The sequence below is a fragment of the Alicyclobacillus hesperidum subsp. aegles genome, from assembly GCF_027923525.1.
Lineage (GTDB): Bacteria > Bacillota > Bacilli > Alicyclobacillales > Alicyclobacillaceae > Alicyclobacillus > Alicyclobacillus aegles.
In genome coordinates this window covers 159,507-180,673 of record NZ_BSBJ01000070.1, presented here as the reverse complement: position 1 = coordinate 180,673, position 21,167 = coordinate 159,507, and the positions used below count along the sequence as shown (strand labels likewise).

General features: G+C 48.2%; 20 protein-coding genes and 2 pseudogenes. 15 read left to right on the top strand and 7 right to left on the bottom strand.

All coding sequences use genetic code 11. From position 1 onward, the window contains the following. Positions 1-54: 54 nt before the first annotated feature. The 3 genes from QMF38_RS13225 to QMF38_RS13215 all read left to right on the top strand — a co-directional run bounded on the left by QMF38_RS13225 (position 55) and on the right by QMF38_RS13215 (position 3,253). Positions 55-1,428: a hypothetical protein gene (locus QMF38_RS13225; protein WP_146824532.1), complete on the top strand. Its 1,374-nt coding sequence runs from the start codon at positions 55-57 to the stop codon at positions 1,426-1,428. 171 nt (positions 1,429-1,599) lie between these two features. Continuing rightward, positions 1,600-1,872, top strand: a complete 273-nt coding sequence (locus QMF38_RS13220) for a hypothetical protein (RefSeq protein WP_146824531.1) — start codon at positions 1,600-1,602, stop codon at positions 1,870-1,872. 1,126 nt (positions 1,873-2,998) lie between these two features. Then, a complete protein-coding gene (locus QMF38_RS13215) occupies positions 2,999-3,253 on the top strand; it encodes a hypothetical protein (RefSeq protein ID WP_146824530.1) in 255 nt (84 codons plus the stop codon). Positions 3,254-3,392: 139 nt separating this feature from the next. Here QMF38_RS13215 and QMF38_RS13210 read toward each other — a convergent pair whose 3' ends face one another. After that, entirely contained in the window at positions 3,393-3,665 is a 273-nt protein-coding gene (locus QMF38_RS13210; RefSeq protein WP_146824529.1) for an HU family DNA-binding protein, read from the bottom strand. Between the two features lie 64 nt (positions 3,666-3,729). Next, positions 3,730-4,296 carry a site-specific integrase gene (locus tag QMF38_RS13205; protein WP_146824528.1) on the bottom strand — a complete coding sequence of 189 codons (567 nt, stop codon included), beginning with the start codon at positions 4,294-4,296 and terminating at the stop codon, positions 3,730-3,732. A gap of 275 nt (positions 4,297-4,571) precedes the next feature. Between QMF38_RS13205 and QMF38_RS13200 the strand changes: the two genes are divergently transcribed. The 3 genes from QMF38_RS13200 to QMF38_RS13190 are packed head-to-tail and all read left to right on the top strand — an operon-like array spanning position 4,572 to position 7,688. Then, positions 4,572-5,444 (top strand): DNA adenine methylase, encoded by an 873-nt coding sequence (locus tag QMF38_RS13200; RefSeq protein ID WP_146824527.1) that lies wholly within the window; start codon positions 4,572-4,574, stop codon positions 5,442-5,444. 16 nt (positions 5,445-5,460) lie between these two features. Next, complete coding sequence (locus QMF38_RS13195) at positions 5,461-6,558, top strand: restriction endonuclease, SacI family (protein ID WP_188332372.1); 1,098 nt, start codon at positions 5,461-5,463, stop codon at positions 6,556-6,558. Positions 6,559-6,599: 41 nt separating this feature from the next. Then, entirely contained in the window at positions 6,600-7,688 is a 1,089-nt protein-coding gene (locus tag QMF38_RS13190) for a hypothetical protein (protein WP_206918456.1), read from the top strand. On the opposite strand, the gene QMF38_RS13185 is transcribed toward QMF38_RS13190, so the two are convergent. After that, positions 7,675-8,013 (bottom strand): site-specific integrase, encoded by a 339-nt coding sequence (locus QMF38_RS13185; RefSeq protein WP_146824455.1) that lies wholly within the window; start codon positions 8,011-8,013, stop codon positions 7,675-7,677. The genes QMF38_RS13190 and QMF38_RS13185 overlap by 14 nt on opposite strands. Before the next feature lie 290 nt (positions 8,014-8,303). On the opposite strand from QMF38_RS13185, the gene QMF38_RS13180 reads away from it, so the two are divergent. Further along, positions 8,304-9,455, top strand: a complete 1,152-nt coding sequence (locus QMF38_RS13180; RefSeq protein ID WP_206918457.1) for a WD40/YVTN/BNR-like repeat-containing protein — start codon at positions 8,304-8,306, stop codon at positions 9,453-9,455. A 394-nt stretch (positions 9,456-9,849) separates the two neighbouring features. Then, positions 9,850-10,074 carry a hypothetical protein gene (locus QMF38_RS13175; protein ID WP_281759714.1) on the top strand — a complete coding sequence of 75 codons (225 nt, stop codon included), beginning with the start codon at positions 9,850-9,852 and terminating at the stop codon, positions 10,072-10,074. Positions 10,075-10,432: 358 nt separating this feature from the next. On the opposite strand, the pseudogene QMF38_RS14900 reads toward QMF38_RS13175, so the two are convergent. Then, positions 10,433-11,119: pseudogene (locus QMF38_RS14900) on the bottom strand (site-specific integrase). Then, positions 11,110-11,574: a hypothetical protein gene (locus QMF38_RS13170; RefSeq protein WP_281759713.1), complete on the bottom strand. Its 465-nt coding sequence runs from the start codon at positions 11,572-11,574 to the stop codon at positions 11,110-11,112. Before QMF38_RS13170 ends, QMF38_RS14900 begins: the two are co-directional and overlap by 10 nt. A gap of 153 nt (positions 11,575-11,727) precedes the next feature. Here QMF38_RS13170 and QMF38_RS13165 point away from each other — a divergent pair, with 153 nt between their 5' ends. The 6 genes and pseudogenes from QMF38_RS13165 to QMF38_RS13140 all read left to right on the top strand — a co-directional run bounded on the left by QMF38_RS13165 (position 11,728) and on the right by QMF38_RS13140 (position 16,060). After that, entirely contained in the window at positions 11,728-11,928 is a 201-nt protein-coding gene (locus QMF38_RS13165; protein ID WP_281759712.1) for a MerR family transcriptional regulator, read from the top strand. 148 nt (positions 11,929-12,076) lie between these two features. Beyond that, a complete protein-coding gene (locus QMF38_RS13160; RefSeq protein WP_281759711.1) occupies positions 12,077-12,886 on the top strand; it encodes a DUF3800 domain-containing protein in 810 nt (269 codons plus the stop codon). Positions 12,887-13,295: 409 nt separating this feature from the next. Beyond that, entirely contained in the window at positions 13,296-13,508 is a 213-nt protein-coding gene (locus QMF38_RS13155) for a hypothetical protein (RefSeq protein ID WP_281759710.1), read from the top strand. A 602-nt stretch (positions 13,509-14,110) separates the two neighbouring features. Further along, positions 14,111-15,109 carry an IS21 family transposase gene (gene istA / locus QMF38_RS13150; protein WP_281759709.1) on the top strand — a complete coding sequence of 333 codons (999 nt, stop codon included), beginning with the start codon at positions 14,111-14,113 and terminating at the stop codon, positions 15,107-15,109. Positions 15,110-15,166: 57 nt separating this feature from the next. Further along, positions 15,167-15,790: pseudogene (locus QMF38_RS13145) on the top strand (IS21/IS408/IS1162 family transposase); the annotation flags it as partial. Then, the gene (locus tag QMF38_RS13140; protein WP_281759728.1) at positions 15,770-16,060 is read left to right on the top strand and encodes a type II toxin-antitoxin system death-on-curing family toxin; all 291 of its coding nucleotides are present in this window, start codon (positions 15,770-15,772) and stop codon (positions 16,058-16,060) included. The pseudogene QMF38_RS13145 and the gene QMF38_RS13140, both read left to right, overlap by 21 nt. Before the next feature lie 331 nt (positions 16,061-16,391). Here the strand turns inward: QMF38_RS13140 and QMF38_RS13135 are convergent, their stop codons facing one another. Then, a complete protein-coding gene (locus QMF38_RS13135; protein ID WP_281759708.1) occupies positions 16,392-18,164 on the bottom strand; it encodes a peptide ABC transporter substrate-binding protein in 1,773 nt (590 codons plus the stop codon). A gap of 433 nt (positions 18,165-18,597) precedes the next feature. Further along, positions 18,598-19,014 carry a methyl-accepting chemotaxis protein gene (locus QMF38_RS14895; RefSeq protein ID WP_390854676.1) on the bottom strand — a complete coding sequence of 139 codons (417 nt, stop codon included), beginning with the start codon at positions 19,012-19,014 and terminating at the stop codon, positions 18,598-18,600. A 679-nt stretch (positions 19,015-19,693) separates the two neighbouring features. Here QMF38_RS14895 and gndA point away from each other — a divergent pair. Next, positions 19,694-21,127, top strand: a complete 1,434-nt coding sequence (gndA, locus tag QMF38_RS13125; protein WP_281759706.1) for an NADP-dependent phosphogluconate dehydrogenase — start codon at positions 19,694-19,696, stop codon at positions 21,125-21,127. The last annotated feature ends 40 nt before the right edge of the window (positions 21,128-21,167 follow it).

The following is a 21,167-nucleotide window of genomic DNA, read 5'->3' as shown; positions in this document are numbered from 1 at the left end:
CAAAAACGGGACAAGTAGGTAAATCCCTCATTATGAAAGGATGTGAACAACACAATGCGTGGTCGATTCTACAGACCAACGAATCGTGGTCAGCACCGCAAGCCGAGTGCGATGATCGAGTTTCTGAAGAAGAAACCAGTGTATCTGTCTACTATTGGCCTTTTAGCGATTGCGGCAGTCGGCGGGGATATATCAAGGTCGTCTTATGCGGCATCGTCTTTGGCTTCGTTCGGCACGGGAACACCGACTCAATATGCTGGCACATACGATACCACGACTGAAGGTATCGACGGTGGAAAAGACTTGTATGTAATTTCTCCTTCTCCGGCATTGCCAGCAAAAGATCAAGGTTCTACGACCGACAATTCGACGACTCCACCTACGACGTATTATGCACGGGCTGATTTTTACGAGGACACCGATGGTGAGTTGATCGGGCCGGGTAGCGCAGGGAGTCAACCTGCCTACGCTTTTCACTTTGACATAACCCAAGACAATCAAGGGAACACCGTCCAATCTAACAACGGTTACGAAGACATCAACGCTTCGATGATCGATGACTGGGTTACACAATTAGACGGTTATCAAGGTGGATATTATACAAATCCACAAAACGGACAACCAAATCCAAATATCCAATTTGCTCAAGAATTCGACAATTACCTTGAGTCCGAAGAAAAGGCAAATAGTGCTGACTGGGCGACATCTGGAAATGGTTCCAACGAATTCACCACCTACGATCTCGACGACCTCGTAGCCGAAGCTGGTGGCGGTTCAGATGGTTTTGCGGTGTCGGGGACGACAGAAGGGCCGTTGTTCCACTGGACATATGCTCCCGAAATCAAATCCATTATCGCACCGCAAAAAATCAATCCCGGTGGCACGGTGGATTTTTACAATTCCGCCGCAATAGAATCGTATAATACTCGATTTCATTGGGAGTACAACGAGATTTTGAATTCAAACGGGCAACTCGTCAGCACGACTTTTAACTATCCGGGGCAAATAAGTTCTAACGCAATCCACTTGCAACCCGGAGATTCCAGCAGCCCTGCGATGGTCGAGATCAACGGGGGCAACGCAAGTCCGGGCAACGCTGCCGCAGTTTGGAACTACTGGACGGACGGAACTGGGGAAACAACTTGGGGAGCAACAGGTGGTGCGCAACAAGACTCATTCACTGCTCCATCAACCGATGGCACGTACTATCTGGTTCCGTTTGTCGCTGATTCATCAGGACGTGTTACAGAGGGCGCGGAAGTGCCGTTCACAGTTGGCGCATCCAGCACAACAGGAATCACCTTGTCTGCCAGCAACACATCACCGACTACTGGCACACCAGTCACTCTAACTGCAACCGTCCAATCACCGCCGCCAAGCGGGGGATCAGTGGCAGACATTTTTTGTTTAGGTATGAAGTCATTTTGACCCTTATATAGTGGATTGAAAAGATATTCACAGTAAGGAACCACGCGCAACATCACCGCATTTCCCTCTAATTTCCCCTATGAGCGATTTTCTTTGCAAAGTCGATATATTTCATCAGGAACAATTGTCATATGCGCTCTGAATGAGAGAAAAAAGGAGCGTGATGGCTGCATGGTTAAACAATTAAGCGAGACACTTTATTTTATCTACAAACCCAAGTCCTATAACGAAAAGCCCGTCATTTATGAAGTAACCACTGACGAAGGCTTGCAAGAAGTGGCTCGACTTGCACTGCGACAGATTGGCTACATCCACTTCGCATCGGCGGAGGAATTCAGAGCGGCAATAGAAATGGAACGCCTGACAGATGATTGCGTAAGTGGCAGTCCAATTGGGGCCGCTTGGGACACCGAGTCGGATTCGGTCTTCTACGTCGCATTGTGACAGTAATAACGCCGATCCCCATCATGGTAGGTCGGCATTCTCCTTTGTCAGTATAGAGTCATTTTGACACCACAAAACGGATGGGATGGAATATACATCTATCGCACCTCTTAACACCGCCGCATTCGACCTCAAAATGGCCTCAGAATCGTTTTGCAAACCGAATAGGATAAACAGGCCATAAAACATCTCTCAATGTAAATACAAGCGGTTACATACTGGAAGTCATTTTGACTTCTAAGGCAGAAGAGCATTATTGCATCGCGATAAAGGATCATGGTTGCACCTACGATGTGAGTTTCATCCTCATTGTGCGATTCGCGCCGCGAATTTCCAATTCGTGATTTTCCGCACCTTCGTAATACTTGTTTTGGTCACAAAAGGGGTGTTTTTGGGTGTGCTTCGGTCACAAAACGGGCGATCTTGGTCACGAACAACACAAATTCCGGTCACAAAACGAGCTGTTACGGTCACAGAAAAATGGAAATAGGAATTAAAAAAAACCTTATTGCACTGGGATATATATATTATATTTATGGTAATTAAATATAATATATATAGGGTTTGTGACACCTATATTGTGATAAACACTATGATCACGCGCGGACTTTTTGTTTTTTTGTTCTTTTATCCCCCCATATAAGCATCGATCTAGCCATGTATATGCACATATTTTTTTGAAGGTGTCACAGAGCGCGATTTTCTTCCATATTCAGGGATATTTTCCCTGTATCTCCCCTACTGCCACAAGGGTTTCCGCGTTCATCTTTTCCATTTTTCTGTGACCGATATGACCGTTTTTTTGACCGAGGATACCCTGTTGGTAACTAATACCAAAAACGCTCGACCTACAGAATCAAGGGTTAGCGTTTTTGGCGTGTGACCAAGATTGCGTCCACTCTGGTCACAAGGGTGTCACAAGACAGCTTTTGCGAGGTTGCATGTGGTGGGTGGTGGCTCACGGTTACACTGTAGGTAAGGCTTTGTATAAACCTATGTATAGGGTCAATTTGACTTCTATGGAAAAATATAGTTGATATGTTCGGGGCAAAAGGCTAGAATAGCCGTAACGCCGTACCAAGCGGCGATGCAAGACCAGACTGGGACGATTGGGGAGATGGGATGAATGGAACGAAACGAAGCGATTTTGACTGATGAAGCCTGCGAGGAAGTAATCAGTCAACTGGTTGAGGATGACGCTGAATACGTGCAGGCTAGCAATTTTCTGGTAAACGAAGTCTATGCGCTGATCGGAGAAGACGAGGAAAAGTTGTCGCGGATTAACGATGCTTTCGTGGCATATGAAAACGCGATAGTACGCCCGGTGTACAAAGTAGGTTACGCCGATGCGTTGGCCAATAATAAGCCTGTTGCACTGTAAGTTGGTTCGGAACATAAAAACCCCGCACGCGGTCTTCTGGGCCGTTTGCGGGGTTTTTAGTTACCTATGCAAGTGTGGAAACAGTTCTGGCACTGTGACGCGAAAGGCCGCCAGAACGAGTCTGGCGGCCTTCATGAGGTTAGTTCAGTTGCGATTTGATTTGGGCTGCCGGAACGAACCTTATAGTGCGATAAGCCTTTGCCTGCATCACTTCGCCGCTAACCGGATGGCGGCAGCGACGGGCGGCGTGGTCGCTGATGGCAAAACTGCCAAACCCCCTGATGGACACCTTGTCGCCATGTGTGATTGCATTGGTTACAGCGTCCTGTAAGGATTGCAGCATCTTTGCTGCCGTACCCTGTGGCACGTTCGCGCCGACTGCAATCGACTTGATCAGTTCTGTCTTGTTCATTGTTCATTCCTCCCCTTCTTCATCCATCCAGAGCATGTATGACAAAAGCGCGGTCAGCGGGACGTTACAGATTCAACGTCAAATACACTCTGTCCATTTCGTCCTGACTTGCCCCGATGTAACGTAGCGTGTGGCTTGGCGATGAGTGGTTCAACAACTGCATGATGAGTGCCAAGTCTTTCCCGTCACGGTACGCATGGTAACCAAACGTCTTACGCATTGTGTGCGTTCCGATTTTGTCCTTGATGCCAACCGCTCTGGCCGCACCGTTGATAATTTCCCATGCGCGGGCACGTTTTAACGAGCCACCCTTTCTACTCTCAAAAAGCGGGTCAGTGGCTTTTGTGTCGGGGCGGCTTGCAAGATACTCGCTTATCGCCTTTGCCGCACTGGCACCTACTGCGAAACTTTTACGCTTGCCCGTTTTCTGTTCTGTTACAACCATGCGTTCTCGAATGCGGCCCTTTGAGTCCGTTACATCCCCAACTCGCAGGTTCAGCAAGTCGGAAACACGTAAACCGCTGTTGATGCCGAGAACAAACAGCGCATGATCTCGCAAACTGGTTCCACGCAGATACTTTTTGATCGCTTCAAGTTGACGACGATCCCTAATCGGCTCGACAAATTCCATGACATCATCGCTCCTTTCATAAAGAGCCACAATGTATGACAGAAAGGCATTTAGTTTGGTTCGTCACTGACCAACTACGACTGATCCGCTTTCACATGCCGTGAATCGCCCTTCCAGTGCGACTTTCAGCCCGATTTGACCACCGAACACAAAATCCATTGTGTCTGGTGTACATGGAGGATTCGACAATTCGACATCGAATTTCCGATATGGCAAACAAATGAGGCATAATGACTCATAGAGTCATCAATGATGCTCCGAAAGGGGTTTGAATAATGGCAGAGACATCTTCAGCGTTCGTGAATGCTGTTCTCAATGAGGCAGGTATCACTCCTAAAAAGTCTGGGAAAAAGAAAATCGCATTTGGTTGGTATGGGGGCAAATACAGTCACTTGTCTTGGCTGCTCCCGCTGCTCCCAGCTACAAACCACTATTGCGAACCATTTGGAGGTTCGGCGGCTGTCCTAATAAACCGTGAACCATCACCTGTTGAAACGTACAACGACGTAGATGGAGAAGTGGTGAATTTCTTTCGCGTTCTCAGAGATCACCGTGACGAATTGATCGAAGTAATCGCGCTAACTCCATTTAGTCGTGAAGAGTTTGTTGAAGCGATCTGTGAACCCGTTGAAGGATTGTCTGACCTTGAGCGTGCTAGAAGGTTTTACATCCGTGCAAGACAAGCTCGCACGGGATTGGCTCAGACCGCTTCTCCCGGACGGTGGGCTACGTGTCGAAATACAAGTAGGCGTGGTATGGGTGGAGCAGTTTCACGTTGGTTGGGAAGCCCACAGGATTTGGTGGAAATTGCAGGTCGGTTGATTCGTGTTCAGATTGATCACCGTCCGGCCATTGATGTAATTCGGGCCTACGATAGCCCAGACACATTGTTTTATTGCGATCCACCTTACCCGCATGAATCGCGTGGTGACAGTAAGGCGTATAGCTTTGAAATGACTAATGAGGAGCATATCGCCCTCGCAAATGTTTTGCATGACGTACAAGGCAAAGTTGCTGTTTCGGGTTACCACTGCGACTTGATGGATCAGCTATATGGCGACTGGAACTGTATCGATGCAGACCCAAGACTGTGCCATTCTGTAAAGGAAATGCGACAAGAGGCCCTATGGGTCAATTACGAAATTTGATACAGGAGTCGAAGACGTGGCAGATAAAGCAGATGAGATTGTAATCGGTATAGATGTGGCGAGAGACATCCTGAAAGACCGTTGGGCGACTATTGAACAAGCAGATTTAGAAGTCGACTATGCTCCACAACTTAGAACGGTGATTTCTGAGTTGTTGCGAAGCGGGACAAGGAGCTATAGGTACGTTCTGCCTACACAACTTCTGGCAAAGGTTACAAATCCACAAGCGAATAGCCTTTGTCTGCAAAAGAAAAGCAAAATTGATGGACATTTCGATGCTCGTTCATTGTGTCACAAAGTGATAGTACCCTTTGAGAGGGAACAGGGGGAGCCACTGGGTGGTTCTCCTGAACCATATGTGAACAATCCTCTTCGAGTTCCCGAAGTGACTGCGGCTCACCGATCTGCTCAGAAGGACAAGGAAGGTTGGGACAAACTCTGTGCAGTTCTTTCCGAAGTTCAAAACACCAATGACCAGAGTTTTTCAGAAAAGGTTTTTCTGCAAATCCTATTGGAAATTCGTCGAATCCAACAAGAGCGAAATGTCTCGTACCCAGTTCCGCAGCGTATCAGCCTAGAACACACGCTGAGACTACTGCAAGAATTCCTCGCACCTAGAACGGGTGGAGGTCGATTGCAGGCTGTCTGTGTTGCGTTGTTTAGAACCCTTGGTGAATTGTGGGGTATCTATGACGAGGTTTTCAGTGCGGTTGTCAATGCTTCTGATGCTTCTGGTGGTCGTCCCGCAGACATCGACTGCATTAAGGATGGCCAAACAGTCTTGGCCGTTGAGGTGAAAGACAGGACTGTGACATTGCAGCTTTTGGAGGATAAGATAACCAGCACACGCATGGTGCGGGTCAAAGAACTATTGTTCCTCGTTCGATCTGAGCCTATCGTGGAGAGTGATGAGGTGATCCAACGGGCGCAAAGAGAATTTGTTAGTGGGCAGAACATATATCTCCTGCATGTTGACGAATTCATGGAGCAAATTCTGAGCGTCGTTGGTGAAGATGGACGTTTGTTGTTTATCGAACAAGTCGGCAAGGCACTAGAAGAATTCCGACTCGACTTCACGGATCGACAAGATTGGGCGCGAGTGCTTGTTTTATAACAAAGAGGCCACCATAAGACGCTTTTGGTGGCCTTTAACACGTGTTAAAAGTTCATGTATTGTCCTTGCACAATGAATTTGTTATGCAGTTCCATTTCTACAAAGAGGATGGATTTCGGTTGACACAATACATAACCTTGCCACAGGAACTTAAATTAGAGACAGTCAATTCACTCATCAACGGTTTGAACGATTTGCCGTGGGACGAGGAATACTTCTTTGATTATGGCCCGCTTGGTTCAGTAGAACCATTTGGTATGTTAGTCGCAGGTGCCGCGATTCGTCGGTTTCTCGACGAACATCCGACCTCGACTTTCCGTGCGATAAATTATCATTGGAAAGACTATGCAGCTCATATGGGATTTTTCAAATCCATCAGGATCGATTATGGTAAGGAACCGGGTGAAGCACACGGAAGTTCTACATATGTTCCGATAACAATGGTAAATGTGCAGGACTTACGAGATAGTGCCCGCGCAAAAGGGGAGCATGTAGGTAATACCATCGAGCGTAAGTCGAAAGAATTAGCCATGGTGTTATCTCAAGGAACACAACACTTGGCTGATTATTTAACATTTTCTATCCGAGAACTTATGCGAAACATTGCCGAACACAGTCAGTCTTCCGTGATTTGGTTTGCGGGACAGTATTGGTCCAGTAAAGACCGTGTTGAAATTGCATTGCTAGATGAAGGCATTGGAATCTCAAAACATTTGTCAAGAAATCCCTTTCTTGAAATCCGTAGCGATAGAGATGCGCTGCTTTTTTCAATTGAACCGGGCATATCGGGAAGTACGATTCCGGGAAGGAGAACTCACGACGACGATATGTGGACTAATTCGGGTTTTGGGTTATACATGACCAGTAGTCTGTGTCAAATCGGGGGAGAGTTTGCAATAGCTAGCGGGACAAGTACACTGCACTTAATCGGGCGGCGGCCAAATTTCATTGAGTCATACCATAAGGGAACCGCCGTGATGATGCGACTTAGAGTGTCCAATTTAAGAAGGTTGACAGATGTTACAGGAGAACTAGTTCGCAGGGGAGAAGCCCAAGCACGCAAGAACAGACGTATTCGAACTAACGTCACCGCCTCCAAGGTTTCACGAATATTGGTTAATGATCAATAATCTCAGTGGCTTTCAAACGCGCTTTACCGGGTTTAGGCTCGTTGAGTTTGAACGTCGGGTTCCGTGCCAGCAAATCTTCCTCAGTCAACCACTTGAACAGAGACTTAATGGAGTGGATTTTGTGCCCCATGCTGGATGGCTTCAAGTGGGTATGGTGGCTCAGATGTTCACGAAGAAGTGGTAGCGTGACATCTTGGATGTCGATGTCGCCCACGTCGCGAATGAGTAGCTGGTGTTGGAGCCGATACGCCATAATCGTGTACCGCGAGAAATCTTCCTGTTGGCGAACTGCGAGAAACTGTTGTGATGCCTCGGATAGTCGCACTGTAGTAAATACCTCCGCCTGATGTGTGAAGCCGTACACCAAAACGGCACAACACATCAGGCGGAGGTATGACAAGGCGAGAGGGTGAACACTCCTCCCACGCGAGGATTCACGCGGCCTCAATTCTGCGGCCCTCGACGGGCGTTCTCGGGCATTGCGGGTCGTTTTGGGATAGTTGATCGAAACTATCAAGATACAACGAAGTCGGGACAGTCCGAACGGCTGTTACGTAATCCCTTTCAGCATCGTCTATTGGTTTGTAAAGATCGTGCAGGAAAGGATTGGTCGTCTTGTCTTCGATAAAAACCATGATCGCTATAGTAACGACTACAATTTCCCTCTTGGCTGGTTGCGAGGCACAAGCACCTACCACAACAGCAAATGCAGTAGGGACGGCTTCACCGCCCAAAACAAAGTCCGTTCCGAACAAAACTGGGAACGTTACTACCTCAAAAATCTCCCATTTGCAAATCAATGCTAACTCACTATTCATGACCTCGAAATCGACAGGGTGGAACTTTCCCGCATCTCAAGGTGATCCAATCCTAAATGGCGCTGTTCTTCATACAAATGACAGCGGGAAAACGTGGCACAACAGTACGCCAGCAGGCGTGTCGTCTCAATACACATTCGCCGGAGGGCTGGCAGTCAGCGATTCAGAAGCATGGCTCGTTGCTTCGACAGGCCCAAAAACCATGTTGTACCATACGACAAACGGCGGTGCTTCGTGGACATCCATCTCTGTTCCGAAATCCTATATTATAGGGGATCTCAGTTTCACTGACAGTCAACACGGATGGTTGTTAGCATCGCAGGGGCCAGCAGCAGGGCAAGAGCCTATTGATCTTTACTCCACTTCGGATGGAGGGAAAACGTGGTCGCAAATATTGAGCAAAACTGAGTCGAATAAACTTCTTCTTGGAAACAAGACGGGTATTACCTTTGTGAATAGCACTACTGGCTGGATTACGGTTGACAGTGGACAACATCCCGGACAAGTGGGCTTGTATGTTACCAATGATGGTGGACGTACTTGGGAGCTTCAGAACGTGCCTGTTCCGACGAACTTACAAAAGAATTACGCGCATCCTTTAGCACCAACGTTTTCGTGGTCACAGATGGGCTTTATGCCAGTCATCTTTAATAACGGCAGCACGGTTATCTACACCACACAGAATGGCGGCGAAACGTGGAGTCCTACTACTCCGATTCCTATTTCCCAAGTTGTTAGTGTGTCGTTAATTGGTGGAACGATTTACGTCACGGATGGGCATACCATTTATTATTCGCATGACAACGGGCTGAATTGGGAGAAGTGGAAGGGGACGATCAAATCAGGTGAACAGATTGGCGATGTGACTGAGGACGGGGCATACGTAGTTGGAAACGGAGGTTCTAGGGTCGCTAACATTCCAGTAGGTACGTCAGATTTCGCAAAATAGGTGGACGCTGAGGGCAATGAAGGTGTCTATCTAAACCTCCATTATCGCTGTGACTTAGGTTTAAACAATACAAATGATGCAGCAAGCCAGCAGAGGAATCCCGCAAAAAATTCCATACCTGAAAAAGAGTAGCCGTGTATGTAGACACATTTGGTCAAGTTGCTTGTGACGGTACAGATGATGCCAAGACTTGCAAACGTAAAAAATGCACTATGCTCGGATATATTGGCTTTGACGCGATTCCATAGATGTATCACAGTTGCACCTCCCACCTAAAGGTATGTATTCGATACTGAGGGTATTATGATAGGGTGTTCTAAGGAGTTGTGGGTCATGTGATCGAAAGGGATTTGAAAGACGAAGACAGGCCCGTTCTTGGTAGCCTGTCTTCTTAATGCGATGGGATATTGCTCCTCTTCCGCAGAAGTTAGTCGCGGGGATCAAGTGGGTCGTCGTCACGATACCCAGTTGGCACGTTGAACTCGCGCAGAACATCATGGCCCGCGTCCTCGGCGACGCCGTGACCGCAGGCACAGATGACAACGCTTCCGCTCATTTCGATAGCCATGCAACCGACTTGGCTGCCTGTACGCCATTCAACACTTCGACCGCACTTTGAACACTGGATGATGAACATGGGGCACCTCGCTTACTCCGCGCAAAGGTCTGCCGTTTGGTTAATCCATGTCGCCGTGGTTAATCCATTGGTGAATCCAATCTGACTAAACACAACTTAAACGAGTTTGATAGAATTGACGAAAACATTGATGCAGCGCGGATTTGTATAAACGAAGCGTAAGGCAATTTTAGCAGACTTAATAGTGGCGGTGGTTTCCTAAACCGCGTCTTGCGGGGGTTCGAGTCCCTCCGGGTGCGCCAGAAAATCGGCATAAGATAAGGGATCTCGGGGTTTCCCAAAAATCCCTTATTTGCTTCTTCAATAGATTTTTCCCACCACTTTTACCACCATCCAGTGTTCATGGTGTTCTTGCTCTTAAGTGTTTGCCCATACTTTTCGCCAAAGCCTTTTCCGTACTTGCCAGTACATGTGCATACGTTCGTGCTGTTAGTGCGGGGTCTTTGTGGCCGAGACGTTGAGCCACAGCGTTTAAGGGTTCATGATCAGCCAGTAACAGTGTGGCATGTGTATGGCGCATCCCGTGTGGTGACATTTTAGGGAGCCCCAGTCGTACTCTCACTTTCTCCATATACATCCGCAAATTGTGTGCTGCAACATGTTTCCTGGTGGAAGTTGCAACCACAAGATCATTATCCTACCATTTGGCGCCGGCAATTTGACGTTCCTTGTCCTGACGTATCTTATGCGCCCGCAAATCTTCAAGAGTTGGTTCGGGCAACGTAATGGACCGGATACTGCCATCGGTCTTCGGATCTTTTTCTTCATACCCCTTTTCGGCGTGTGTGATTGACTTAACGATACTGATAACACCTGTATCGAGATTTACGTACCTCCATCGGAGGGCGAGAATCTCGCCAATTCGGCAACCCGTCCCAGCCATTAAGCTGTAGGCAATATAATGACGGGACTTAGAGACCTCATCTAGAAACGCATTGATTTCATGCTCCTCCCAGAAGCGTGGAGGGATTTTTTCCGGCTTCGGAGCCTTATACCTTTTAACAGGGTTCGTAGTCACTATATCCATATCGATTGCATATTCGTACATTCCGCTAAGGAAATTACGCATGTGTACCATTGAACGGGCAGAATTTTCAAATGTGGGCGACGTTTCTGGGGTGCATTCCGGAAAGCAATACAAAACTGTTCTACATCACGGGTTTTGAACTTGCAAAGTTTCTGTGCACTAAGCATCTCTTTGACACACCCGGCAAGCCACTTGTACTGTCGCATGGTGGACTTATCAATATGTTCCTTACAGTGCTCCATATATTGATCTACGAACTCGCCAATCGTAATTTCGCTCGGCTGAATCTTTGGTTTGTTTATTTGCCCCATATATTCTTTGCGAGCCTCGTATGCCGCAGCCGCTGTTTCGTATCCACCGTGCTCCTCTTGGTAGCGTTTACCGTCCTTCCGGCGATGATTGATACGGAAGTACCACTTGTCACCCTTTTTTCGAACACCGATATATTTTGCCATAGAGATCGAACCTCCCTATTGGAATTTGTTTCCGAGCTTGTGGTCAGAGTCATATCACCCTGAAACCAAATCTGTCTAATTTTTGATCTTCATTTGGAAAACGTGATATGGTTGGTAACAAGAAGAAAATTCACATGAGAGGGGAAATGCAGAATGGAAAAGGATTTGCCGTTGTCGCTCACTGTTCGTCAAGCCGCAGCTCTTGCAGGTATTGGAATTAACCGAATGTATGAGGTGGTCAATCTCCCAGGATTCCCTCGTTTGAAGCTTGGTGGAAAAATCATTATCATGCGGGATCCATTTATTGAATGGCTCAACCAACAAGCGCTGGCTCACAAAGACATTGCGATCTGAGTTTATTCGTGCCACCGTCGATGAAATGGCGGCGGCTACATATAGAGAGCGGAATCCTTACCGAGTAAGACGGCCCTCTATTTTCGTGGTTGCGTTTTTCTACCATTCGCTGCACAATTTTAAAAGAAGCAGCGAGAGGAGTCCTTTTGTGGAATATCTCATTTACTGCGATGAGTCGGAAAAGAGCGGAGAACTGTTCACGAATTTTTACGGAGGAGCACTGGTTCGCTCCACAGACTATCACGAGGTTGTAGGGGCGCTCGAGCAGTATAAAGCCGAGAACAACTTGATGGGTGAAATGAAGTGGACCAAGGTCACGGCTCCGTATGTTGATAAATACAAAGGTTTGATGGATGTATTTTTCGACTTTGTTCAGGCGAATAAAATCAAGATGCGAGTGATGTTTCAGCAGAAGGAGAAATCTGAGCCACGGCTGAGGAACTTAACCAAGGAACAGCGTGACGATTCTTTCTTCATTTTATACTATCAGTTTTTCAAGCATGCATTCGGTTTGGCGTATTCTAACCCATCACGGCAACCGATCAACTTAAGGATTTTCTTTGATCAAATTCCAGACACCCGTGAGAAAGCCGAACGATTTAAGGACTACATCCAACGATTGCAGTTCCAGCACCCTTTTCTGGATGCCAATTTGAAGATACGAAGAGAAAATATAGTCGAGGCAACTTCTCATGACCATGTAATTCTACAGTGCGTCGACATTGTGACGGGCGCAATGTGGTTCAGGTTAAACAAACTACATCTTGTTAAACCGGAAGGGTCACGGCACAGGGGAAAACGGACTAGGGCGAAAAGTGACTTGTATAACCACATCAATCGCAGGATTCGTCAAATACGCCCACACTTCAATATAGGGATAACAACTGGAACAAATAGTTATGAAGATCGTTGGGAGCATCCATATCGTCACTGGTTGTTCGTACCTAATGAAACTTAATTGGGCGTTTGATGTATTGCAAATTCGACAATACTCGTTTACGATGTACTCAAGAAGATATGGCTCTGTCGATCCGAAGGCTTGCGTTCCAACGTGGGCTCCTTAGTAGGTGAGATGGGGCCATTCGTCGTTTTCCAGAACTGAATGTGAAAGCACCTGGATGTGGTGGTACAGCCTTGTCAGGACTTGCAATTCCAATTTAACTCTTGGCACCATGACACCATCTTCATTTTGGAGGTGGTGTACTATGAATCCTGAGAACCAAGAACCACAAGAGGTAACTGGGGCTGGGGAGCTTATTCGTTGTCGGCGCTGTGGAATTGACAAACCACGGAGTGAGTATCGTCAGGTAGCGAACCCGTCAATTTGTCTCGAGTGCTATGCCGCTAAGCGAAGAGAGAACCGGAGTATGGTGGCAATCACGGAGTTGGAGCCCCAAGATTGCCAGCAGAAAGAACGTGCCAGTGTGTACTTGACCCCACAGGCACGTGCTGTGTTACGTGTGTTGGCGCTAAAGCATCAAAGTGACAGCGCTGCGGTGGAGTATCTGCTAATGCAGGTATTTGAGACTATGGCACCACAGGAGAGGGCCATTGTCTCTTATGTGCTGCAGCAGGTATAAACCATTTTAAGCCCCAAGAAGCTCCTGACGGGCCGATGGGGCATACATGGCAACGATTTATGATACTCTGGGAAGCTCTCTTGATGTACGAGGGAGCAAAGCCCCCATCATTAAGCCGCTATTCCCTTACGGGATGGGGCCAAATACAACCTGGTCACTTCGTCACGCTCATGTCCCAAAAGTTTGGAAACATATCGCCGAGCCTCCAGATCATTTTTCAGTCGATCCAGCGCTTTCTCATACTCTGTTCGTGCATAACGGTGACGCAGACCGTGGTAGCTGATTTTCCGTGTTGAAAACTTATCACGATGACGCCATATCCAATTCTGCACTTTGTCCATGAATTGGTGCGCCTTAGTGCCTGGTGGAACGAATATTTTTTGCCCCTTTTCGGCCTATTTTAGAATACGTTCCATGATTTCATAGGCTTGTTTGGTCAACGGGATATCTCTGATTTTTCCTCCCTTGCCCTTGATACGAAGGGATCCTACATTGATGTAGCGGCCGGGGTAAAATTGACCCAGTAGCGCCGGAATGAAACTGACCCACCCCTGTCGAATCCCTTCTCGAATAACGGCCAAGCTGTTCGAGGAGGAGAACGAATGTTAAAGGGTGGGTTTGTCTCGAATCTACTAGAATTACATGCCCAAGGGAAGTCCATTCGCGAGATTGTAAGAGAAACGGGTTTTTCCAGGAACACAGTACGTACTTATCTTCGCAGCGAGGGTACACCGGAACGCGCCAAGCGAGAAGGTCGTCCGTCGAAGCTAGATCCCTTTAAAACCTATCTTGATGAGATGCTTGCATTAGGGGTCTACAACTGTGAGGTGTTGCTGGAACGCTTGCGGGAACGCGGCTATACAGGCGGTAAGACGCTAGTGAAGGACTATGTTCAGCCGCACCGCCCGCCCCGGCGCAACCGAACAACACGCCGCTTTGAGACGCCGCCTGGTCAGCAGGCGCAAGTGGATTGGGGCATTTGCATCTACTACGACGTTCATGGTGTCAAACGTAAGGTTCCTGTCTTCGTCATGATTCTGGGTTATTCTCGTGCCAAGTATGTTGAGTTTGTTAGGCGCTGTGATATCTATTCTTTTTTGCGGTGCATGTACAATGCGTTTGTCTACTTTGGGGGTGTGCCCGAGGTCATCCTGACGGACCGAATGAAGACCGTGTTGATTGGTATGGGGGACGACCACAAACCGCAGTGGCATGCTTTGTTCGCCGACTTCGCCCTGGCCATGGGTTTCATCCCGAAGGTGTGTCGTGCGAGACGGCCTCAGACCAAGGGAAAGGTAGAAAGAGCAGTACGCTTCGTGAAAGAAAACTTCCTACCGAATCGCCGATTCACCACACTGGATGACTTGAATGCAAAAGCCAGAGCTTGGTGCGACAAAGTCAACCGACACATCCATGGCACAACTGGAGAGCGTCCAGTAGATCGACTCAAAGATGAACCGCTCCAGCAACTTGTGGGGCCAGAGAAACTCACGAGTTTCCTCAGTGAGGAGCGTATCAACATCGGTTGTAAAATCCCCAATAACAGCGGGTTGCAATTCCCCAAAAACAACGGATTCAATTCCCCAAAATCATCGGGATGAATTCCCCACCCTTTGTCGAATTTAGGGCACCATTCACACTTTGTGGGAGGTGCCAACATGACGGAGAGTGAGAAAATGGAAGTCAAGAGAATGTATCAGGAGGGCGTTAGCATCTCTGAGCTCTCTAGAAGAACTGGACATGATCGCAAGACAATTCGAAAGGTGGTTCAGGAGCGGGAGGATATTGAGAAGCCTCTGGCTGGAACCAAACGAAAAGGAAGTAAGCTGGAACCGTATAAGCCATATGTAGAACAGCGTATGCGTTTTGGGGTACTAAACGCTGAACGGATTTTGCGAGAGATTCGGGAGCAGGGATACACCGGCGGTATCACGGTTCTTCGTGAATTCATGCACCCACTTCGTCCCGTTGTCTCTGCCAAGGCAACAGTACGTTTCGAAACCGCTCCCGGTGAGCAGGCCCAGATTGATCTAGGTGCATTCCCGTATATCGACACCACCGAGAATCGCCGTACGTTATGGTGCTTTGCCATGGTTCTATCCTACTCCCGGATGCTCTACCTGGAGTTTATCAAAGCGTCCGACCAGTTGCACATCCTGCAAGCACTGCGTAACGCGGTTGAGTTCTTTGGCGGGGTTCCAAAGTGTGTTCTCAGTGACAACTGTGCGCCGCTCGTTTTGTCTAACGACGGGCGTGGGCACGTGGATTGGCAACCAGCTTACCTGGATTTCGCGTGTGCGCTATTTTACGCACACTATCCAACAGTTTTTGCGAAGGCAGCCGCGCTTTTTGAGTCACTGGAGCAAAATCATGCGTTTCACAACGCGAATGAGCGAACTGCATTTTTGGCCCTGCTGCAGTTCCTGAGTTATAACGGATACACTTTCGTGATGGACCAAAAGCAGGCTGAGGACTTCGTTGTCGATGTGGTGAACCACAAGTACACATTTGAGCAGATTGTTGAAATCATTGAATCGAATAGTCAGATGTAAAACCAGATGGCTTACTAGAAGCCTTGGCTTAGCCACAGGGCGGAAGTTGAGCCTTTCAGTGTGCACTCCCATCCGTCCCCCTTTGAGCAATAGGAAATACTTGGGGTTCGTGTCAAACTTATTGCCGCCGACCGACAACTATAGCCAGGCAATTACGTCAGCTTTTGGCCACCTCGCAGTGGCCAAAACACAAAAGCCTCTGTGGGAAGTTACTCAGTGCGTTGAAGACTTTTCAACAACACAAACGCCTACACAACAAAACTGCCCCCCAAGCGGGGAGCAGTCTTCTTGATATGCGATTCGACCTTACCGGCGAACCTTTGAACTTAACTTAATTCGTCGAAACCCATAAGTAGTTGAACATCGGGTACCCAGTTGTTGGGATAAGGTAATCTGGCGTTGCATTGTGAACCTTCGGCGATACCACTGTCAGCGTCGCAACTTCGTTTGTCCACAAAACCGGAACCATTTTTGCGGTGTATTCCTCATAGGCAAAGAAGTTCTTCTTTGTCTCGGCCTCTGAGGAAGAAGGCTCGATTGTCTTCGCAATCAGCTTATTTTCCGTTGGATCGTCATACCCGTAGTCATCCATGGCGCCTGGTTCAAATTGTGATTCGCCCGACGGGTATGTCCCACCATAGAAAATGCCAGTTTCGGCTGCGGCGACCCAACCGCCAGGATCGTTGGTGTTGGTCATGATGCTAATCTCTGTGGCGAACGGCTCAGGCTTTAGCGTTGCGATCACGCCCATCTTTGCCCAGTCCTGTGCCATGAGTTCGGCCGTTTGGGTATACGATTCACTTCCGGATGGATATAGCATATCAAACTTCAATTGCTGACCGTTTTTGGTCATCACCCCGTTCACCAATTTCCAGCCATCCGATTCGAGCAACTTAACAGCCTTGCTCGGGTTATACGGATAAATAGGCTTGGAGAGCTTCGGATCGTAAAACACCGTTTTGGGCACATTCGGAATCGGACCGTACTGCGGTGGTGCGTAACCGTGATAGATGTCATTGTCGATGGTGGTTTGATCAATCCCCATTTCGAGCGCTTGTCGGACCTTCAGATCCTTCATTGCCGAATATAGCGGGGATCCTTTCAGGAAATTTACATTCACAAAGTTATAGCCGAGCGAGTATCCAGGTTCAATGGTGTCGCCCATAGAAGTGAGTGCCCGTTCCGAGCCATATTGGGAAAGATCTAAGTATCCGAGATTGACGGAACCGGTCTTCAAGGCCGCAAATTCGGCATCGTTCGAGGCTTCGTACTCGAATACCAGCTTGCTCAGAAGACTTTTGTGGCCCGCGTACATGGGGTTTGGCACGAGTGTCCACGAGCGGTTAGAAACTGCACTTTGAAGCTTAAAAGGGCCGTCCACCACCTTGAAAAATGTCGGGTCTGTAGCAACCTTACCCAAGTAGGTGATTTCCTTGGTCATGTCGTTAGGGTATTTGTTCCACGCATGTTCAGGGAGTGGCTGCAGTTGACCGATGCCGTTGTAAATAAACCATTGCTGGTTGACGGGCTTGTTCAATGTTACCTTGACCATATATTTACCAACTGCTACGACGCTTTTCACATCTTTGGGCACGCCGCCGTTGCCGTTGTTGTAATTGGGCCAAGGCGCTGGGGCGTTCGATGCATCAGTCGCTTTGATCAGGCTGTAATCCCAGACGACGTCTTGCGCAGTAACCGGTGTACCGTCAGACCACTTCCAGTTCTTTTTTAAATAGATTGTATAAACTGTACCCGTTGGATTGTATGTGATTTTCGTTGCGAATCCGTTACGAAAATCGATGGCGTCCTGGTTATTAATTGTGAACAGTCCCGGGTATAATTGCTGTGATAACATAGCGTTCGCGACCGTATCATTCGATCCGTTTTCGATTGGGAAGTACCAGGTGATGTTGGTCGCTGGGGGAAGCGCATAGATCAATACACCACCTTTTTGAGGTGTTACCGTTGATGCCGATCCGGTTGGGTTTACCGTTGATTGGTTGGTTGTAGCAAGATGATTTGTATTTGTTCCGCAGCCGGCTAATCCAAGCATGAGAGCCGATGTCATAAGTCCGGCAAGGGTGACGCGAGTAGGCTTGTTCATGCATTTCTCCCCTTCGAACACGAAGTTCATTATATATAATCAACACATTGAATAAATATGCATAGATAACAGTACATCAAAAGGTGTGCTGTGACAAGGTCTGAATCATGGATAATTCTTGTGATTATGGTGAAAAGAGAAGCACATTGGGTACATACGAAGTTTTATTTATATGAATAATTATAAGAATAAAAATACAACTCCTCTCGGGCATTGAGAAGGAGTTGTGTGATTATGCACAAGGCCATTCGTTTGCTAGGTGAATCCGGTGCAGGTTCAAAGTCCAAACCATCAGGATGATGAACTCACCCGTCGAACCGCCGAACCGCCGATTTGTTATATCATATGTATTTTAGTTTCGTCCTTGCCTAACGCCACGCTACCCACTGCAACGTAGGCAAGTATGCAATGGCGTACACGAATGAGTTCAGCATCAATCGGTGCCAATGCTCGCAGCCTGAGTGAGTTCTTCTACGACGAGTAAAATCGATGCAAAAGCCTGTTTCAGCTCTTGTAGAGATGCAGAGTGCTCCTCTGTCGTTGCGGCAATTTCCTGGATGGAGTCCGAACTTTTGAGTGTGCTTTCATTGATTTCCGTGAGGAACGAAACGATTTCTTTTGATCCGGATTGACTGTCTGCCGCTAGTTTCCGAATTTCCTCGGCGACCACGCTAAACCCTCTACCGTATTCGCCGGCTCGCGCCGCTTCAATGGCAGCATTGAGTCCTAGTAAATGGGAGTCCCTCGATAGATTTTCAACCACTCGAATGACCTTAAATGCCCTGTCGGCAAGTTGGGTAACCCGCTGTGACTCGTCTGTGAGGAGTTGCAATCGCTCGGAGATGACCATGGCCATTTGCGCGACTTCATCTGTAGTCGCATTCATTTCTTGTACGGTGGCAGCCAGATTGTCCGACATGGCACGCAGTCTATCAATCTTTTCAAGGGAAGTCGTCGTGATGATCATTCCGACGGTTTGGTCTGCGTCCCGAACCGGATTGTAGGTCACGACGAACGGGAAGCCAAACTTTTCAGGGCCGACCTCAATCCTTTGTGGTTTTCCAGTTTGAAACGCAACCAGGAATCTATGATTCTCTTCTTCGCTGCTAGCCAAACTTTTCAAAGGTGCATTCGGAGCAATATGGGCGCGATCAAATTCAGCTGGAAGGTGGATCAAAACCCGTTCTCGATCAGTCACCAAAATAGACGTCGGCTCAGAAAAACTGTTTCTCCATATTTCAGCTACTTGCAGGACTTCTTGCAGTTTCTTGTGCATATATACCCTTCTCAAACCGTAATAAGTGTTCGCTTTATGGATGAGCGTGGCCCAGTCTGCGTTCCCTTTTCGATTCCGAATCCATGAACACCTGGGAATCTCGGTGTAAAGCGCAACTCGTCGACCGTATCGTAGCAAAAGCCGCAGACTGTGTCGACACGATAGAGTGCTTGGGCTTATTGTCGTCTATTTCAGAATATTATATCATATCATATACCAGTCTTTTATTTTTCCTAAAAGGGGTAACGAGTGGATGGAGAAGTCGGACATTGGCGTGATTGGGTTAGCTGTGATGGGTAAGAACCTGGCGCTCAACATTGAAAGCCGGGGATTTTCCGTTTCGGTCTACAATCGATCTCGCTCGCGGACGGACGAGTTGTCAAACGAGGCCGTTGGAAAACGAATTCGCCCTACGTACTCTATCGAAGAATTCCTGGATTCCTTGGCATCGCCGCGCAAGATTCTTCTGATGGTTCAGGCGGGGGCGCCGACGGATGAGGCGATTGCACAGTTGTTGCCGCATCTCGTGGAAGGTGACGTCGTGATCGACGGTGGCAACGCGTTTTTCGAGGACACGCGGAGACGCAATCAAGCATTGGAGGCCAGGGGTATCCGTTATATCGGTACAGGTGTCTCTGGCGGTGAGGAGGGCGCTCTTCGCGGCCCAGCCATTATGCCGGGCGGTCAGCGGGATGCGTATGCACTTGTCGAACCGATTTTGACCGCGATCGCAGCAAAGGTCGGCGATGATCCGTGTTGCACCTATATTGGACCTGACGGTGCCGGACACTACGTCAAAATGGTCCACAACGGAATTGAGTACGGCGACATGCAACTGATTTGTGAGGCGTATCATCTGTTGAAAGACGTCCTCGGTCTGTCGGCTCCGGAACTGCATGCCGTCTTTAGCACGTGGAATCAGGGCGAGCTCGATAGTTACCTGATTGAAATCACGGCCGATATTTTCAGCAAGTACGATCCCGACACGGGTAAGCCGATGGTCGATGTTATCCTCGATACGGCAGGGCAAAAGGGAACAGGCAAGTGGACGAGTCAAAGTGCACTCGATCTCGGTGTACCTCTCTCGATGATTACGGAGAGTGTCTTCGCTCGCTTCCTGTCCGCAATGAAGGACGAGCGTGTACAGGCAAGTGGCATACTGCGCGGTCCAGAGTCTCCAACCTCCGCTCTGGATAAGGAAGCGTTTATCGAAGACGTTCGTCAGGCTTTGTATGCAAGCAAGATTTGCTCGTATGCACAAGGTTTCGCCCAGATGCGGCAAGCTTCTGAGGAATATGGATGGAACTTGGAGCTTGGCAATATCGCAATGATTTTCCGCGGCGGATGCATCATCCGAGCGCAATTTCTACAGAACATCAAGGACGCCTACGATCGCGATGCAAATTTGCCCAATTTGCTACTCGATCCGTATTTTCGCGGCGTGATCGAAAAGTATCAGATGGCGTGGCGTCGAGTGGTTGCCACGGCTGTGACATACGGTGTGCCGGTGCCGGCGTTCGCGAGTGCCTTGGCCTATTATGACAGCTACCGTTCTGCCACACTGCCTGCAAATTTGCTACAAGCACAGCGCGATTATTTTGGCGCGCACACGTTTAAGCGGGTCGATCGCGATGGCGTATTCCACTTCCAGTGGATGCAGGCGGAGGCCGCGGTGGGGCGAGATTAACCGAGTTGTATGAAGAGGTCATGTTTGGCTTGCTGGCTCT

Bases quoted from the DNA above. Each gene is read 5' to 3' on its own strand.
- QMF38_RS13225 (WP_146824532.1), top strand. From the start codon at position 55: ATGCGTGGTCGATTCTACAGACCAACGAATCGTGGTCAGCACCGCAAG.
- QMF38_RS13220 (WP_146824531.1), top strand. From the start codon at position 1,600: ATGGTTAAACAATTAAGCGAGACACTTTATTTTATCTACAAACCCAAG.
- QMF38_RS13215 (WP_146824530.1), top strand. From the start codon at position 2,999: ATGGAACGAAACGAAGCGATTTTGACTGATGAAGCCTGCGAGGAAGTA.
- QMF38_RS13210 (WP_146824529.1), bottom strand. From the start codon at position 3,665: ATGAACAAGACAGAACTGATCAAGTCGATTGCAGTCGGCGCGAACGTG.
- QMF38_RS13205 (WP_146824528.1), bottom strand. From the start codon at position 4,296: ATGGAATTTGTCGAGCCGATTAGGGATCGTCGTCAACTTGAAGCGATC.
- QMF38_RS13200 (WP_146824527.1), top strand. From the start codon at position 4,572: ATGGCAGAGACATCTTCAGCGTTCGTGAATGCTGTTCTCAATGAGGCA.
- QMF38_RS13175 (WP_281759714.1), top strand. From the start codon at position 9,850: ATGCGATGGGATATTGCTCCTCTTCCGCAGAAGTTAGTCGCGGGGATC.
- QMF38_RS13170 (WP_281759713.1), bottom strand. From the start codon at position 11,574: ATGGCAAAATATATCGGTGTTCGAAAAAAGGGTGACAAGTGGTACTTC.
- QMF38_RS13165 (WP_281759712.1), top strand. From the start codon at position 11,728: ATGGAAAAGGATTTGCCGTTGTCGCTCACTGTTCGTCAAGCCGCAGCT.
- QMF38_RS13155 (WP_281759710.1), top strand. From the start codon at position 13,296: ATGGTGGCAATCACGGAGTTGGAGCCCCAAGATTGCCAGCAGAAAGAA.
- istA (WP_281759709.1), top strand. From the start codon at position 14,111: ATGTTAAAGGGTGGGTTTGTCTCGAATCTACTAGAATTACATGCCCAA.
- QMF38_RS13135 (WP_281759708.1), bottom strand. From the start codon at position 18,164: ATGAACAAGCCTACTCGCGTCACCCTTGCCGGACTTATGACATCGGCT.
- QMF38_RS14895 (WP_390854676.1), bottom strand. From the start codon at position 19,014: ATGGTCATCTCCGAGCGATTGCAACTCCTCACAGACGAGTCACAGCGG.
- gndA (WP_281759706.1), top strand. From the start codon at position 19,694: ATGGAGAAGTCGGACATTGGCGTGATTGGGTTAGCTGTGATGGGTAAG.